This is a genomic window from Streptomyces boncukensis (assembly GCF_011045075.1).
Taxonomy (GTDB): Bacteria; Actinomycetota; Actinomycetes; order Streptomycetales; family Streptomycetaceae; genus Streptomyces; species Streptomyces boncukensis.
On the sequence record NZ_JAAKZZ010000128.1, the window covers coordinates 1 to 16,210 of the forward strand.

The 16,210-nt window shown below is 72.8% G+C and carries 15 protein-coding genes and 1 pseudogene; 7 read left to right on the forward strand and 9 right to left on the reverse strand.

Annotated elements, in window-relative coordinates; translation table 11 throughout:
- Positions 1-2,841 (forward strand): alpha-mannosidase (locus tag G5C65_RS14780; protein ID WP_165299278.1); only part of this gene is annotated, 2,841 nt, incomplete at its 5' end.
- Here G5C65_RS14780 and G5C65_RS14785 read toward each other — a convergent pair.
- Together G5C65_RS14785 and G5C65_RS14790 are read right to left on the reverse strand one after the other, a co-directional pair.
- Positions 2,807-4,204 carry an ATP-binding protein gene (locus G5C65_RS14785; protein WP_165299279.1) on the reverse strand — a complete coding sequence of 466 codons (1,398 nt, stop codon included), beginning with the start codon at positions 4,202-4,204 and terminating at the stop codon, positions 2,807-2,809. The two genes, G5C65_RS14780 and G5C65_RS14785, sit on opposite strands and share 35 nt — an antisense overlap.
- Before the next feature lie 28 nt (positions 4,205-4,232).
- Positions 4,233-4,973: a response regulator transcription factor gene (locus G5C65_RS14790; RefSeq protein ID WP_165299289.1), complete on the reverse strand. Its 741-nt coding sequence runs from the start codon at positions 4,971-4,973 to the stop codon at positions 4,233-4,235.
- Between the two features lie 331 nt (positions 4,974-5,304).
- Here G5C65_RS14790 and G5C65_RS14795 point away from each other — a divergent pair, with 331 nt between their 5' ends.
- The 5 genes from G5C65_RS14795 (at position 5,305) to G5C65_RS14815 (ending at position 10,488) form a co-directional block, all read left to right on the forward strand.
- Complete coding sequence (locus G5C65_RS14795) at positions 5,305-6,090, forward strand: amino acid ABC transporter ATP-binding protein (RefSeq protein ID WP_165299280.1); 786 nt, start codon at positions 5,305-5,307, stop codon at positions 6,088-6,090.
- Positions 6,091-6,144: 54 nt separating this feature from the next.
- On the forward strand, positions 6,145-7,053 hold the full coding sequence (locus G5C65_RS14800) for a glutamate ABC transporter substrate-binding protein (protein WP_165299281.1): 909 nt from the start codon (positions 6,145-6,147) through the stop codon (positions 7,051-7,053).
- A 134-nt stretch (positions 7,054-7,187) separates the two neighbouring features.
- The gene (locus G5C65_RS14805; RefSeq protein WP_165299282.1) at positions 7,188-7,835 is read left to right on the forward strand and encodes an amino acid ABC transporter permease; all 648 of its coding nucleotides are present in this window, start codon (positions 7,188-7,190) and stop codon (positions 7,833-7,835) included.
- Positions 7,832-8,713 (forward strand): amino acid ABC transporter permease, encoded by an 882-nt coding sequence (locus tag G5C65_RS14810; protein ID WP_165299283.1) that lies wholly within the window; start codon positions 7,832-7,834, stop codon positions 8,711-8,713. The genes G5C65_RS14805 and G5C65_RS14810 overlap by 4 nt, the downstream gene beginning before the upstream one ends.
- 170 nt (positions 8,714-8,883) lie before the next feature.
- The gene (locus G5C65_RS14815; RefSeq protein WP_165299284.1) at positions 8,884-10,488 is read left to right on the forward strand and encodes an FAD-dependent monooxygenase; all 1,605 of its coding nucleotides are present in this window, start codon (positions 8,884-8,886) and stop codon (positions 10,486-10,488) included.
- A gap of 49 nt (positions 10,489-10,537) precedes the next feature.
- Here G5C65_RS14815 and recX read toward each other — a convergent pair whose 3' ends face one another.
- The 4 genes and pseudogenes from recX to G5C65_RS14835 form a co-directional block, all read right to left on the reverse strand.
- A complete protein-coding gene (gene recX, locus G5C65_RS14820; RefSeq protein ID WP_338146397.1) occupies positions 10,538-11,218 on the reverse strand; it encodes a recombination regulator RecX in 681 nt (226 codons plus the stop codon).
- A 3-nt stretch (positions 11,219-11,221) separates the two neighbouring features.
- On the reverse strand, positions 11,222-12,391 hold the full coding sequence (recA, locus tag G5C65_RS14825; protein ID WP_165299285.1) for a recombinase RecA: 1,170 nt from the start codon (positions 12,389-12,391) through the stop codon (positions 11,222-11,224).
- A gap of 283 nt (positions 12,392-12,674) precedes the next feature.
- A pseudogene (locus G5C65_RS14830) lies at positions 12,675-13,004 on the reverse strand (TetR family transcriptional regulator C-terminal domain-containing protein); the annotation flags it as partial.
- Positions 13,005-13,014: 10 nt separating this feature from the next.
- Positions 13,015-13,209, reverse strand: coding sequence for a DUF3046 domain-containing protein (locus G5C65_RS14835; RefSeq protein WP_165299286.1), 195 nt, complete (start codon positions 13,207-13,209; stop codon positions 13,015-13,017).
- Between the two features lie 78 nt (positions 13,210-13,287).
- Here G5C65_RS14835 and G5C65_RS14840 point away from each other — a divergent pair, with 78 nt between their 5' ends.
- Positions 13,288-14,196 carry a hypothetical protein gene (locus G5C65_RS14840; protein ID WP_165299287.1) on the forward strand — a complete coding sequence of 303 codons (909 nt, stop codon included), beginning with the start codon at positions 13,288-13,290 and terminating at the stop codon, positions 14,194-14,196.
- A gap of 82 nt (positions 14,197-14,278) precedes the next feature.
- On the opposite strand, the gene G5C65_RS14845 is transcribed toward G5C65_RS14840, so the two are convergent.
- From G5C65_RS14845 to G5C65_RS14855, 3 genes are all read right to left on the reverse strand, one after another.
- Positions 14,279-14,584 (reverse strand): AzlD domain-containing protein, encoded by a 306-nt coding sequence (locus G5C65_RS14845; RefSeq protein WP_165299288.1) that lies wholly within the window; start codon positions 14,582-14,584, stop codon positions 14,279-14,281.
- Positions 14,581-15,351, reverse strand: coding sequence for an AzlC family ABC transporter permease (locus G5C65_RS14850; protein WP_338146398.1), 771 nt, complete (start codon positions 15,349-15,351; stop codon positions 14,581-14,583). The genes G5C65_RS14845 and G5C65_RS14850 overlap by 4 nt, the downstream gene beginning before the upstream one ends.
- A 10-nt stretch (positions 15,352-15,361) precedes the next feature.
- A partial coding sequence (locus G5C65_RS14855; protein WP_241265796.1) for an AraC family transcriptional regulator occupies positions 15,362-16,210 on the reverse strand: 849 nt, incomplete at its 5' end.

A 16,210-nucleotide genomic window follows, 5' to 3' on the forward strand; every position in this document is an offset into this window, starting at 1 on the left:
ACCTGGTTCCGGGTGACCGGGCGGGTGCCCGACGCGTGGGCGGGCCGGGCGGTGGAGGCCGTGCTGGACCTGGGGTTCGACCGCGACATGCCGGGCTTCCAGTGCGAGGGCCTGGTCCACAACCGGGACGGCGAGGCGGTGAAGGGGCTGCATCCGCGCAACTCCTGGGTGCGGATCGCCGCTCCGGCCTCCGGCGGGGAGGAGGTCGAGCTGTATGTGGAGGCCGCCTCGAACCCCATCGTGAACGTGCCGCAGACGCCGACGTACGAGGGCGACCGGCTCACCGCCTCCTCCCGCCCGCTGTACCGGCTGGGGCGGATGGACCTGGCCGTCTTCCAGCCGGAGGTGTGGGAGTTGGTGCGCGACCTGGAAGTGGCGGGCTCCCTGATGGCCGAGCTGCCGGTGGAGGACGCCCGCCGCTGGGAGCTGCTGCGGGCCCTGGAGCGCACGCTGGACGCGGTCGACCTGCAGGACGTGCCCGGTTCGGCGGCGCGGGCCCGGGAGCGGCTCGCACCGGCCCTGGCGTCCCCGGCGCGCGCCTCCGCGCACCGGGTGAGCGCGGTGGGCCACGCCCACATCGACTCCGCGTGGCTGTGGCCGCTGCGCGAGACCGTGCGGAAGGTGGCACGGACGGCGTCCAACGTGGTGGCGCTGATGGACGCCCATCCGGACTTCGTCTTCGCCATGTCGCAGGCGCAGCAGTTCGCCTGGATCAAGGAGCACCGTCCGGAGCTCTGGGCGAGGGTGAAGAAGAAGGTCGCCGAGGGGCAGTTCGTTCCGGTGGGCGGCATGTGGGTGGAGTCTGACACGAACATGGTCGGCGGGGAGGCGATGGCCCGGCAGTTCCTCTACGGCAAGAAGTTCTTCCTGGACGAGTTCGGCGTCGAGACCCGGGAGGTGTGGCTGCCGGACTCCTTCGGGTACACGGCGGCGATGCCCCAGTTGGTGAAGCTGTCCGGCTCCACCTGGTTCCTGACGCAGAAGATCTCCTGGAGCCGGACCAACCCGTTTCCGCACCACACGTTCTGGTGGGAGGGCATCGACGGCACACGGGTCTTCACGCACTTCCCGCCGGTCGACACCTACAACGCGCGGCTGAACGGCCGGGAGCTGGCGCACGCGGCGCGCACCTTCCGCGAGAAGGGCGGCTCCTCGCACTCCCTGGTGCCGTTCGGATACGGCAACGGGGGCGGCGGCCCCACTCGCGAGATGCTCGGCCGCGCCGCCCGGCTGCGCGACCTGGACGGCTCCCCGAGGGTGGCTCTGGAGCGGCCCGCCGCCTTCTTCGAGAAGGCCGGCGAGGAGTATCCACAGGCGCCCGTGTGGGTCGGCGAGCTGTATCTGGAGCTGCACCGGGGCACGTACACCTCGCAGGCGAAGACGAAACAGGGCAACCGGCGGGCCGAGTCGCTGCTGCGGGAGGCGGAGCTGTGGGCGGCAACGGCGGCGGTGCGCGTGGCCGGCTACGCGTATCCCTACGAGCGGCTGGAGCGGCTGTGGAAGACGGTGCTGCTGCACCAGTTCCACGACATCCTGCCGGGCTCGTCGATCGCCTGGGTGCACCGGGAGGCGCGGGAGACCTACGCGCGGGTGCACGCGGAGCTGGACCGGCTGGCCGGCGAGGCGCAGGCGGCGCTCGCCGGCCAGGGCGACCGGCCCGTCGTCTTCAACGGCGCCCCGCACGAGCGCGGCGGCGTACCGGCCGGAGGGGCCGCCGAACGGCCCGCGCGCAGCGCAGCGCCGGTCGCGGTGCGGGAGCGGCCCCAGGGCGGCTGGACGCTGGACAACGGGCTGCTGCGGATCGAGGTGGACGGGCGGGGACTGGTGGTCTCCGCGTACGACCGGGACGCGGAGCGCGAGGCCGTGGCCCCCCGGCAGGCGGCCAATCTGCTCCAGGTGCACCCGGATCTCCCCAACCACTGGGACGCCTGGGACATCGACGCGTTCTACCGCAACAGCGTCACCGACCTGACGCACGCCGACGAGCTCACCCTGGCCGAGGCGGACGAGGAGCGCGCGACCGTCCGTGTGGCGCGCTCCTTCGGCGACTCGTCGGTGGTGCAGTGGCTCACCCTGCGCGCGGGCGGCAAGGTGCTCTCCGTGGACACCGAGGTGGACTGGCACGAGTGCGAGAAGCTGCTGAAGGCGACGTTCCCGCTCGATGTGAAGGCGGACCAGTCGGCGTCCGAGACGCAGTTCGGACACGTCTTCCGGCCCACCCACACCAACACCTCCTGGGAGGCGGCGAAGTTCGAGATCTGCGCGCACCGCTGGATCCACGTGGCGGAGCCCGGCTGGGGCGCCGCGCTGGTGAACGACTCCACGTACGGGCACGACGTGACCCGCGCCGTCCGCGCGGACGGCGGCCAGACCACGACCGTACGGCTCTCTCTGCTGCGCGCCCCGCGCTACCCGGACCCGGAGACCGACCAGGGGGCGCACCGGATGCGCTACGGGCTGGCGCCGGGAGCGGCGGTCGGGGACGCGGTACGGGAGGGGCACTGGATCAACCTCCCGGAGCGCACCGTGGCCGGAAGCGGCGACCCCGTCGCGCCGCTCGTCCGCGTCGAGGACGGCCGGGGCGGTCAGGTGGTGGCCGAGGCGGTGAAGCTGGCCGAGGACCGCGGCGGAGACGTGGTCGTGCGGCTCTACGAGGCGCACGGCGGACGGGCCGCCGCGACCCTCACGCCCGGCTTCCCCGTCGCCTCGGCGACCGAGACGGACCTGCTGGAGCGCCCCCTGCCGCACGGGAGCCACCCGGTGGAGGACGGCGCGGTGCGGGTGGCACTGCGTCCGTTCCAGATCCTCACCCTGCGGCTGGGGCGTTCCGCGGCACAGTGATCAGGACCCGCAGGCCGTGCGGTTCATTGTGCGCGAAGGACAGGTGTCCGCCGCCCGCTCCGAGCAGCGCGCGGGTGATGGACAGGCCGAGTCCGGAGCCGGAGACGTTCTGGTGGCGTCCGCTGCGCCAGAACCGGTCGCCGACCCGCTCCAGTTCCTCGTCGCTCAGCCCGTCCCCGCCGTCCGCCGTCTCCAGCGCGACCCACTCGCCCCCGGCGGTCACCGTGACGGTGACCTCACCGTCCGCCGGGGTGAACTTGAGGGCGTTGTCCACCACGGCGTCCAGGGCTCCGGCGAGCGCGTCGGGATCCGCCCAGCCGGTGGCCGCGGACTGCCCGCAGGTGCGCAGCGCGACGCCCTTGCGCTCGGCGACGGGCAGCCAGGCGGCCACCCGTTCCGCGGCCAGGGCGGCGACGTCGGTGAGCCGCACGGGTGCGGCGTCGGCGTGCTCGGCCGTCGCCAGGTCGAGCAGGTCGTCCAGTACGCGTGCGAGGCGCTTGCCCTCGGCCCGTACGGACGCCATCTCCTCGTGCCCCTCCGGCAGCTCCAGGCCCAGCACCTCGATGCGCAGCAGCAGTGCGGACAGCGGGTTGCGCAACTGGTGGGAGGCGTCCGCGACGAAGGCGCGCTGCTGCTCGACGGCGCTCTCCACGTTGCCCGCCATCTCGTTGAACGAGTCGGCCAGACGGCGCAGCTCGGGCGGTCCGCCGGAGGCGGCGACCCGGGAGGCGAGCTTCCCGGTGGCGATCTCGTGCGTGGCCCGGTCGAGGGTACGGACGGGCCGCAGCACCCAGCCGGTCAGCCGGAGCGCGGCGGCGACGGCGAGCAGCATGGCGGCCCCCTCGCCCGCCGCGATGGCCAGCCAGCCCCTGAGGGTGCGGGACCGCATCTGACCGGTGGGCGAGTCGGTGAGCACCACGGCGGCCACGTCCCCGTCCCGGATGACGGGCGAGGCGACCGCTATGCGCCCCTGCTGCCACGGCCACACCTGCGGGGGGTCGTGGCTGCGGCGCCCCGCCAGCGCCTCGGCGAAGGCCCGCGCGCCCTCCCCCTTCGCCGGGACGCGCCAGTCGGCGGGGGCGACGCCCATGGCCTGGCCGTCCCGGTAGAAGACGCCGACCCGGATGCCGTAGAGGTCGTAGTAGCGCTCCAGTTCGCTTTTGAGGGTGGCGCGGCGCTCGCTCGGCTCGCTGGTCGAGGTGACGAACTGGGCGAGGGAGGCGAAGCGGGCGGTGTCGTCGATACGGTCCACCACGACGCGCTGCTGCTGCGCGGCGGCCTGGCTGGCGGCGAGCGGGAAGCCGAGGGCGAGCAGCACCCCGGCGAGCAGGATCAGCAGCAGCGGGAGGAGGCGGGCACGCACGCGGTTCCGGTCCTGTCCTGGCCGGCGCTCAGGCGCCCTGGGCCGACATGCGGTAGCCGACGCCGCGTACCGTCTCGATGAGGGCGGGGCGGCGCAGCTTGGCCCGCAGCGAGGCGACGTGCACCTCCAGGGTGCGTCCTGTGCCCTCCCAGCTGGTGCGCCACACCTCGCTGATGATCTGCTCCCGGCGGAAGACGACCCCCGGCCGCTGCGCGAGGAGCGCCAGCAGGTCGAACTCCTTGCGGGTGAGGGAGATCTCGGCGCCGTCCACGCGGACCTGGCGGGTGGGCAGCTCGATGGTCACGGTGCCGAGGCGGAGGGTGCCGTCCGCGGCCCCGGGGGCGCCCTGGGCGGCCTCCTGGGCCGCTCCGGGGGCCGCGGGGTCCTCGGCGACCGCGCGGCGGCTGACGGCGTGGATACGGGCCAGCAGCTCCCCCATGTCGTAGGGCTTGACGACGTAGTCGTCCGCTCCGAGGTTGAGGCCGTGTATGCGGGAGCGGACGTCGGCGCGGGCCGTCACCATGATCACGGGGGTGGAGCTGGTCCGGCGGATCCTGCCGCACACCTCGAAGCCGTCCTGGTCGGGCAGGCCGAGGTCGAGCAGCACGACGTCGAAGCCGCAGGCGCCCTCGCCGGGGGCGCCGGGCAGCAGCTCCTGGAGCGCGTCGGCGCCGCTGCGGACGTGGACCACGTCGAGGCCGTGCCGCCCGAGCACGGCACTCAGGGCCGCGGCGACATGGTCGTCGTCCTCGACGAGGAGCAGTCTCAACTCCGCGTTCCCCTTCCCGTCCGCCACTGTGCCGTCGTCCGTCCGCTGTACCGACATCGCATCCACGCCGATCCGCGAAGGTGAGTCAAGGGGCTTCCCGACTCACGGGAGGATCCGTTATACAGCCGGTACGGCGCTGCGGCCGCTGTGTCTTTGTCCGGACCCGCCATGCGAGGGCCGGGGGGCGCGCGTACGGCAGTGTCGCCCCCCTTCACCCAGTGTGCCCGGTTGCGGCCGGATCGTTATGCTCAATTTCCGCTCAGATGTAATGACGCTGATGGCGAGCGCTCACTAAGGTCCACGCAACCGACGAGGACGGAGCTACACGCCGATGAGCGAAGTATCGGTGGCCAAGGACGCGGGCAGTCCGGAGCCGAGGACCGACACGCTGGTCTCGCTGGAGAGTGTCAACAAGCACTTCGGTGCGCTGCACGTGCTCCAGGACATCGACCTGACCGTCGCGCGGGGCGAGGTCGTCGTCGTCATCGGCCCCTCGGGGTCCGGGAAGTCCACGCTGTGCCGCACCGTCAACCGCCTGGAGACGATCGACTCGGGCCATATCACCGTGGACGGCAAGCCGCTGCCCCAGGAGGGCAAGGAGCTGGCGAAGCTCCGTTCCGACGTGGGCATGGTCTTCCAGTCCTTCAACCTCTTCGCGCACAAGACGGTGCTGGAGAACGTGACGCTGGGCCAGATCAAGGTCCGCAGGACGGACAAGCAGGCGGCGGAGGAGAAGGCGCGCGCCCTGCTGGACCGGGTGGGGGTCGGCAGCCAGGCCGACAAGTACCCGGCGCAGCTCTCCGGCGGTCAGCAGCAGCGGGTCGCCATCGCGAGGGCTCTCGCCATGGATCCGAAGGTGATGCTCTTCGACGAGCCGACCTCGGCCCTCGATCCCGAGATGATCAACGAGGTGCTGGAGGTCATGCAGCAGCTGGCGCGGGACGGGATGACCATGGTCGTGGTCACCCACGAGATGGGATTCGCACGCTCCGCGGCGAACCGGGTCGTCTTCATGGCCGACGGCCGGATCGTCGAGGAGGCGGCGCCGGACCAGTTCTTCAGCAATCCGCGCAGCGACCGCGCCAAGGACTTCCTGTCGAAGATTCTGCACCACTGAGGCGCACGACCGACGGCGGACCGCCAACGTCTGTTCGAGTAAGGGAAACTGACTATGAAGCTCCACAAGACCGCCGCCTCGGCGGCCGTGATCCTGGCACTCGCCGCCACCGCGGCCTGCGGCGGCAAGGAGGGCTCCGCCGGGGACAAGAGCAACGACACCGACGAGAAGTCGCTGCCGACCTACAAGGCCGCCGAGGACGTCACGGTCGACTCGCCGGTGCTCAAGAACGCGCAGAAGCGCGGCAAGATCGTCATCGGGGCCAAGGCCGACCAGCCGTATCTGGGCTTCCAGGACCAGTCGACCAAGAAGTACTCGGGCTTCGACATCGAGATCGCCAAGATGGTCGCCGCCGACCTCGGCTTCTCGGCCAAGCAGATCACGTTCAAGACGGTGGACTCGGGCGCCCGCGAGCAGGCGGTACGCAAGGGTGACGTGGACCTGATGATCGGCACGTACACCATCAACGACGAGCGCAAGAAGCAGATCGACTTCGCCGGCCCGTACTACCACGCGGGCGCCGCGCTGCTGGTCCGCGAGGACGAGAGCGGCATCGAGGGGCCGGACTCCGTCAAGGGCAAGAAGGTCTGCTCCATCGTCGGCTCCACCCCGCTCCAGGAGATCAAGAAGCCGAAGTACGGCGGCAAGATCACCGAGCTGGCCAAGTACTCGGACTGCGTCAAGCAGCTGATCGACGGCCAGGTGGACGCGGTCACCACGGACGACGCGATCCTCAAGGGCTACGCCGCGGACAACCCGAAGAAGCTGAAGGTCCTCAGCAAGACCTTCACCGACGAGCCCTACGGCGTCGGCCTGAAGAAGGGCGACAAGGCGCTGCAGAAGGCGGTCGCCGACGCGCTGAAGGCGCACGAGGACAACGGGGACTACGAGAAGGCGTACGACGCGACGCTCGGCAAGTCGGGCTCCAAGTTCGTCGAGCCGCCGACGATCACCGAGAAGTGAGCCGGGCCGGCCGCCCGCACCGAAGCGCCACCTGACCCTGCTCGTACGGGCGCGCCCGCCGCGCCCGTACGAGCAGGGCTGATGCCCCTGTCCGAAGCGCCGCCGCACTCCGGCCCGCGGAGACGAGACACTCTATGAACGTACTGCTCGACAATCTGGATCTGTTCCGCGAGGGCTTCGTCGGAACCGTGTCCCTGACCGCCGGCAGCGCGGCCCTCGCCGTGGTGCTGGGGCTGATCATCGCCGGGTTCCGGGTCTCGCCCGTACCGCCGCTGCGGCTGTTCGGCACGGTGTGGGTGACGCTGCTGCGCAACACCCCGCTGACGCTGCTCTTCCTGGTGGCCTTCTTCGTGGTGCCCCAGGTGCTCTTCCCCGGGATCGACTCCTATCTGCTGGCCGTGGTCGCCCTCGGCATGTACACCTCGTCCTACATAGCCGAGGCCCTCCGCTCGGGCATCAACACGGTGCCGCTGGGACAGGCCGAGGCAGCGCGCAGCATCGGCATGACCTTCACGCAGACCCTGCGGATCGTCGTGCTGCCCCAGGCGACCCGCACCGCGCTGCCGCCGCTGAGCAGCTTCCTGATCGCCCTCACCAAGAACTCCGCCATCGCGGGCGCGTTCAACAACGTCGACCTGTTCAACATCCAGAAGGTGCTCAGCAACGAGGGCTACAACATCCTCGTGATCTTCATCTGGATCACCATCGGCTACCTGATCGTCACGTTCTCCATCAGCGCCCTGTTCCGGACGCTGGAGCGCCGTCTGGAGGTCGCCCGATGAGCGGCAGCGTGCTCTACGACGCGCCGGGCCCCAGGGCCCGCGCCCGCAACCTCGTCCTCTCGGTCGTCGGCGGCCTGCTGATCGTCGGCCTGGTCGCGCTGGTGGCCTACCGGCTCTACGACAAGGGCCAGTTCGACGGCGCCATGTGGGACATCTTCAACTACGCGGGCATCCGGGAGAACATCCTCGACGGCCTGGCCGCCACCCTGAAGGTGTTCGCGATGGCCGCCGCGCTCTCGCTGGTGATGGCGGTGGTCCTGTGCATGGGACGGCTCTCCGACCACAAGCCCGTCCGGTGGCTCGCCACCGGCTTCATCGAGCTCTTCCGGTCGGTCCCGCTGCTGATCACCATCTTCGCCCTGTGGGTGGGGATCGTGGACGCGATCCTGCCGGTCGAGGTCAACATCGAACCCATGTGGGCGCTGGTGTTCGGCCTCGCCATCTACAACTCCTGTGTGCAGGCCGAGGTGCTGCGCGCGGGCATCAACGCGGTGCCCACCGGACAGCGCGAGGCCGCGTACGCGATCGGCATGCGCAAGACGCAGGTGACGGCGTCGATCCTGATGCCGCAGGCCGTGCGGTCCATGATGCCGACGATCATCAGCCAGCTGGTGGTGACCCTCAAGGACACCTCGCTCGGCTACATCATCCTCTATCCGGAGCTGCTGCAGACGGCCCGGCTGATCGCCTCCAACACCCAGGTCAACGGCGACTACCCGTACGTCCCCACGGTCATCGTCATCGGCACGCTCTACATCGTGCTCTGCCTCGCCCTGTCGGGCCTGGCCAACTGGATCGAGCGGCGCGGACGCCGCGCGAAGACCGGCATCGCGCCGACGGAGGCGAAGGTCCCCGAGCAGACCGGCGCCCTGCCCTGAACACGTCACCCCGCTGACCAGTGCGGCGGCGGCCCGGCAGGGCCGCCGCCAGCCTCACTTGACGCCCGCTCAGGCAGTGGGTTGCATACCAGCGTGATCGTGCACCAGGCTCCAGCAGCCGCGAACCCCGGCCCCCGTCAGCACCACCAGGGCTGTGAGGTCTCAGCGCCGTGGAACCGGTGATCGTGGCCGGTGCCGGCCCGACCGGACTCGCACTCTCCCTCGCTCTGGCCCGGCACTCGGTGCCGTCCGTCGTCCTCGATGCGACGGACGGCGGCTCTCCCCCGCGCGCCGCCCGCACCTGCGTGCTGCGCCGCGACACCGCCGCGCACCTGGCCGTGCTTCCCGGGCAGCGCTGGCGGTCCTGGCGGACCGAACGGCGCCGCCACCTCGTGGAGCGGGTGGAGCTCGACGAGGAGACCGCGCCGCTGCACCTCGAACAGCACACGCTGGAGCGCGCGCTGCGCACCGCGCTGGAGGACGAGCAACTGGCCCGGGTCGTCCCGCACAGCCACGTCGACCAGCTGGAGCAGGACCCGTCCGGGGTGACGGTCCACACCCGGGGCGCCGCCGGCACCTGGTGGCGCGGCAGCTACGCGGTCGGCTGCGACGGAGCCCGCTCGACCGTACGGAAGCTGCTCGGAGTGCGCTTCCCCGGCCACACGGCCGTCGAGCGGCACGCGGTAGCCGCGGTGCGCGTCCAGCTCCCCTGGGAGGACGAGGCGCTGCTCCAGCGCGATCCGGGCGGCGTGCCCGGCGAGGTGACGGCGCGTCCGCTGGCCGGGGGCATATGGCGGCTGGACTGGCTGCTGCCGCCGCGCGGCGACCTGGTCACCCCCGAGGAGTTGCTGGAGCGGGTGCAGGACACGCTCACGCTGTGGTTCGAGGCGGCGGACGGGCACGGCGCCCCCGGGCCCTACGAACTGGTCGACACGGGCGTGCACACCGCGCACCAGCGGCTCGCCCGGCACTGGCGGGTGGACCGGGCGTTCCTCGCGGGCGACGCGGCGCACCTCCAGGGGGCGCTCGGCGTCCAGTCCGTCGACGAGGGGCTGCGCGACGCGGCCAACCTCGCCTGGAAGCTCGCGCTGGCCTGGCACCACGGGCACGACGACGCGGCGGCCACGCTGCTGGACAGCTACGAGGCGGAGCGGCGCGCCGCCGTCGGCGCCCGGCTGCGCGCCGTCGACCAGGCGCTGCCCCTGGTGCGACGCGGAGGCGGCGGACTGCGCGCGCTGCTGCCCGGAGGGGGCGCACGGGCGCATCTGGGCCTGCTGACGGACGGCCACCTGGGGCGCGGACTGCTGGGGGCGCCCGCGACGTACGCCCGTACGCCGCTGAGCCCGCCGCGCGGCGAGGTCACCACCGTGCCGGTCGGCACGGCGCCGGGGGCGCCGGTGCGGGACGTCGCCGTGACCGCCGCTGACGGCACCCGGGGGCGGCTGCGCGACTGGCTGTGCGGGGCGGGCGGCGAACTGCTGGTGGTGCTCATAGCGCCGGGCACCGCGGTGTGGGACAGCCGCCACTGGCTGTCGGCGGGCATGATGCCCTCACTGGCCGCCGCCGTCGACGACCTGCCGGTACGGGCCACGCTGCTGGTGGCAGAGGGCTATCCGGACGCGGCGGCCCACACCGTCCTCGTCGTCCGCTCCGACGGCCACCTGGTGGCCGCGCTGCCCGCGGCCCGCCCGGCGGAGCTGCGCAGCTGCGCCGAGGCGATTCGGGGCGCCCAGCCAGTGGGCGGCCCCGTGGGGCGCGGGAACCAGGAGCCGTAGGGCGGGTCCGGCGGAAACAGAGCCGTCATACCTCCGGCAGACGCTGCCGTCATACCTCCGGCAGACGCTCCGCCAGCGCCTCCGGGTCCTCCCCCTCCTCCTCCAGGGCACGGCGGACGACACGGAGGGCGACCCCCTCGGCATAGCCCTTGCGGGCGAGCAGCCCGGCCAGCCGCCGGATCCGTCTGTCCCGGTCCAGCCCTCTCGTCGCGCGGAGCTTCCGCTCCACCAGGGCCCGCGCGGTCTCCTCCTCGCGCTCGGCGTCCAGCTGCCCCACGGCGTCGTCGATCACCGCCGAGTCGACGCCCTTGGTGCGCAGTTCCCGGGCGAGGGCGCGGCGTGCCAGGCCCCGGCTGTGGTGCCGGGACTCGACCCACGCCGCGGCGAACGCGGTGTCGTCGATCAGCCCGACGTCCTCGAAGCGGGCCAGCACCTCCTCCGCCGCCTCGCCGGGGATCCCCCGCTCGGCCAGTGCTTCGGCGAGCTGCCGTCTGGTCCGGGGAGTCCCGGTGAGCAGACGCAGACAGATCGCCCGCGCCCGCTCCACCGGGTCCTGCGGCTCTGGCAGCCGCTGTCCCCCGTCCCCGCACGCCTCGGGATCCCCCCGTGTACCCCGAGACGTGCGCGGTGGTCCCGCCTCGGCCCTCGACGGGGCGAGACCACCGCTGTCCTGGATGCCCTCGGCTCCGGGGGCCGTCTGCTCCACCGGCCACTCGGTGCGTCGTGTCACGGATCAGCTCTTGGCTGCGGTGGCCTTGGACGTCTTCGACGCCTTGGCCGCCTTGGCCGCGGGCGCGGGGACCGCCTTGGCGGCTCCCTCCTCGGCGCCGGAGTCACCGCTCGCACCCGCCTCCGGCTGCGGCGCGGCCGCCGCCGCGGAGCCCGGCTCGCCCGCCGGCTCCTCGGGCCGCACGCCGATGCCCAGCTTCTCCTTGATCTTCTTCTCGATCTCGTTGGCGAGATCGGGGTTGTCCCTCAGGAAGTTGCGGGCGTTCTCCTTGCCCTGGCCGAGCTGGTCGCCCTCGTAGGTGTACCAGGCGCCGGACTTGCGGATGAAGCCGTTCTCCACGCCCATGTCGATCAGGCCGCCCTCGCGGCTGATGCCCTGCCCGTACAGGATGTCGAACTCGGCCTGCTTGAAGGGGGGCGCGACCTTGTTCTTGACGACCTTGACGCGGGTGCGGTTGCCGACCGCGTCGGTGCCGTCCTTGAGGGTCTCGATACGCCGGATGTCGAGCCGCACGGAGGCGTAGAACTTCAGCGCGCGGCCACCCGTGGTGGTCTCCGGCGAGCCGAACATCACACCGACCTTCTCGCGCAGCTGGTTGATGAAGATCGCGGTGGTCTTGGACTGGTTGAGCGCACCGGCGATCTTCCGCAGGGCCTGGCTCATCAGCCGGGCCTGGAGGCCGACGTGCGAGTCGCCCATCTCGCCCTCGATCTCCGCGCGGGGCACCAGCGCCGCGACGGAGTCGACGATGATCAGGTCGAGCGCCCCGGAGCGGATCAGCATGTCGGTGATCTCCAGGGCCTGCTCGCCGTTGTCCGGCTGGGAGAGGATCAGCGCGTCCGTGTCGACCCCGAGCGCCTTCGCGTACTCCGGGTCGAGGGCGTGCTCCGCGTCCACGAAGGCGACCGTGCCGCCCGCCTTCTGGGCGTTGGCGACCGCGTGCAGCGTCAGCGTGGTCTTACCGGAGGACTCCGGTCCGTACACCTCCACCACGCGGCCGCGCGGAAGGCCGCCGACGCCGAGGGCCACATCGAGCGCGGTCGACCCGGTGGGGATGATCTCGACGGGCTCGTTCGGCCGCTCGCCCATGCGCATCACGGCGCCCTTGCCGAATTGCCGTTCAATCTGCGCGAGCGCGGCGTCCAGCGCCTTCTCGCGGTCGGTTCCTGCCATCGGTGCCACCCGGGGGTTCGCTTGAGTCGATCGCTTCACGTCACACGACGCTAGCGCCTGCCACTGACAATCGGCCCGGCCTCGCGTCCCGGCGCCCGGCGTTTCCGGGCCCGGCAGCGGGTTCTCCAGCCGGCTCACCTATAAGAATCCATGTTCGATTTTTGAGTCAAGCCACCCCCGCTCCCTGTGGATAACCCATGGCGAGCGAGCGGTCCGGGGCGCGCAGCGGCCGGGCGGCTGTCCCCGCTCGGCCAGGAAGCGTCGAGGACGCGGCCGGTGGTCGGTCGAGCGCGCTCAGCGCCACCTCCACGAGGGGTTCGAGGGCACGGGGGTCCGGCGTGACCTTCGCGGACACCCGAAGTCCGTTGAGTAAGGCGGCGAGGGCGTGCGGGTCGTGCCGCGGCGCGGTCGCGCCGCGCTCCGCCGCCGCGCGCAGCAGACCGGCGAGCGCGCCCTGGTTGGCACCCAGCACGTCCCGCACGGTGCGCCGGGTCGGCTGGTCCTCCGGCAGCCGCTCGGTGGCGGCATTGACCAGCAGGCAGCCGCGTCCGCCGTGCTCCAGCGCGGCCTGGTACAGACCGTCCTTGCCACCGAACGCGGGGACGCCGGCGCCGGAGGGCGGTTCACCGCTTGTCGGCGGGCACCTCCATGACGGCGCACACCGCACGCCACACGTCCCTCGCCTCCCAGCCGGAGTCCAGCGCCTCGCGCACGGTCCGCCCGCCGAGCTCGGACATCACATGATCACGCGCGAACGAGTCGGCGTACGCCTCGCCGAAGTGTTCCGCCATCCGCTGCCAGAAGACCGTCAACCGCATGCCCCCAGTATCCCGCCCTCCGGGTTGCCTCCGGTCGCCGATGGTGACCGGACGGACACCTGGGCCTACCGTCGGGGGATGGCTCCCTCTGGAACGACTTCGCTGTCCCGCGCCGAGCGGTTCATCTGGCTGACGGCGCGCGTGCTGGAACAGCGGCGCTTCGAACACCACTTCCTGGACGGCGACCCGGACACCGTCGAGACGGCCCTCGACGCCTACCGCAACGCCGACGGCGGCTACGGCCACGCTCTGGAGCCCGACCTGCGCGGCCCCGTCAGCCAGCCGCTGCACACGGCCGCCGCGCTGCGCGTCCTGGACGGCATCGGACGCTGCGCCGGACAGCGGGTGGAGCGCATCGGCCGCTATCTCACCGCCGTCTCCACCTCCGACGGGGCGCTGCCCGCCGTCCACCCGTCCCTGCGCGGCTACCCGGCGGCGCCCTGGATCCCCGTGACGGACAACCCGCCCAGCGCCCTGCTCGCCACCGCCCCCGTGGTCGGCACCCTGCACCGCAACGGCGTGTGGCACGCCTGGCTGTTCCGGGCGACCGACTACTGCTGGGACGCGATCGAGTCCCTGGAGAAGACCCACCCCTACGAGGCGGAGGCGGCGCTGAGCTTCCTGGACGGCGTGCCGGACCGGCCGCGCGCGGAGGCCGCGGCCGAGCGGCTGGGCACGCTGGTGCGCGAGCAGCGGCTCGTCGTCACCGATCCGGAGCGGGCGGAGGAGTTCCCCGTCGCGGAGGGCTACGCGCCGGGCGAGCACCACCATGTGACGGACTTCGCCCGCACGCCCGACTCGCTGGCCCGCCGCTGGTTCACCGGCGACGAGATGGAGCGCGGGCTCGGCCACCTCGCCGCCGGCCAGCGGGACGACGGCGGATGGGACATCAACTGGCGCCCCTGGGCGCCGGGCACCGCCCTCGAAGGGCGGCCCCTGGTGACGCTGGAGGCCCTGTTGACCCTCCGCGCGTACGGACGCCTATGACGGGGGCGCTGCGGGTCTCCGCGCCCCCTGGGCACCCCGCAAGGGCCGAGGCGCCGGGAGCCTCCTCGTGCCGGCCACATCCCTAGGCCAGAGCCCGTACGCCCGCTGTGACGGCGACCGCTGCGGCCACGACGACGAGGAAGGGCGCGCGCAGCAGCAGGGCCACCGCCGCCGCGCCGAGCCCCGCCGCCCTGGCGTCGAAGGCCGGCGCCGTCCCGTCACCGAACCCCTGCTGCGCGGTCAGCGCCGCCAGCAGGGCGACAGGAACGAGCGCGGCCAGCCTTCTGACCAGCGGACTCTCCAGTATCCCGGCGGGCACGGACAGCCCGAGCAGCTTCACCAGATAGCAGCCGACGGCCGTGACGCCGATCGCGATCCACACGCTCACCGCGCGCTCTCCTCTCCGCGTCCCGCACCGCGCTCCGCGTCCCGCCGCGCGCGCTTCCCGGCCGCCGTGCGGGCGTGCGCGGCGAGCACCAGGGGCGCGGCGAGCGCCGACACGAGGACCGGTACGCCCGCGGGCAGCACGGGCAGCAGACCGAGCCCCAGGACGACGGCGACGGCCGCCGTCGCGCGTTCGACCGCGGTGCGCAGCATGGGGGCCAGCAGGGCGAGAAAGACGGCCGGTCCCGCCGCGTCCAGGCCCCAGGTGTCCATGTCCCCGAGGGCTTCGGCGCCCAGTGCGCCGAGCAGCGTGGAGAGGTTCCACAGCGCGTAGAGCGAGGCCCCCGTGACGGCGAAGCCGAGCCGGGCCGACCGCCGGTCCGGCTGGGCGAGGGCGACGACCGACGTCTCGTCGATCACCCAGTGCGCCGCGGCGGCGCGCACCCCGCGCGGCAGCCGCAGCAGCGTGGACAGCCGCAGCCCGTAGAAGGCGTTCCTGGTGCCCAGGAAGAGCGCCCCGGCGGCGGCCGTCAGCGGGCCGCCGCCCGCCGCCAGCGCGGTGACGAGCGCGAACTGCGAGGCTCCGGTGAAGACGAGCAGGCTGAGCGCGCAGGTCTGCGCCAGGCTGATTCCCGCGCCCGCCGCGGTCACGCCGAAGGCGAACCCGGAGAGCCCGACGGCGACACCGACGCCGAGCGCGTCCCGTATGACGTCGCGGTCGGCCCGGCCCTCCCGCTCGCCGCGCTGAGGTGAGTCTGTCTGCTGTGGCACGCGCCGCACGCTAGGGGCGGCCGGCTCCCCCGGTCTTGTACGTTCTTGCGCGCTCCCGCTGGTAGGCGCCCGGCGGCACACCGACGATCCGTCCGAAGTGCCGGGTCAGGTGCGGCTGGTCGGTGAACCCGACGGCGGTCGCCGCCTCGGCGGGCGGCGTACCCGCGTCCAGCAGCGCGCGTACCCGGTGCACCCGTGCGTCGGTCAGCCAGGCGTGCGGCGGCATCCCGTACATCTCGCGGTAGGCGCGCAGCAGCGCGAACGGGCTGGTGCCCACCTCGTGCGCGAGCTGCTCCAGCGTGGGCGGGTCGGCCATCCTGGCCTCCAGGATGGCGCGGGCGCGCAGGGCTCTGCGGGCGCCCGCCGTACGTGCCTGGCGCTCGGGGAGCGGGCCGCCGTGCCGGCGCAGCAGCCGGGCCACCACGACCCGTATCAGCGAGTCGGCCGCGAGCGCGTTGCCCTCCTCCACGGCGCGGTGGACGCCGTGCACGAGCCGAGCCGCGCCGGGGTCGTCCGCGACGGGCACGGCGAAGCCGGGCGCGCCCCGGACCGTGGCGCCCTCGCCCGCGATGGCCGCGACGAGCCCGGGGTCCGGGTACAGGACGTTGTAGCGCCAGCCCTCGGGCACCCCGGCGTGCCCGGTGTGCGGGGTGTCGGGGTTGACCAGGGCCAGCCCGCCGGCCCCGACCCGGTGCAGCGTGCCACGGTGGTGGAACGCCTCCACGCCCTCGGCGATGGCGGCGATGACGAACGTCTCGTGGGTGTGCCGCACAAAGGTCTTGTGGATGAAGCGGGCGCGCAGCAGGTCGACGCCCGGCAGCTCCGGGTGGCGCCAGTAGCGGGCGCTCTCGCCCGCCCC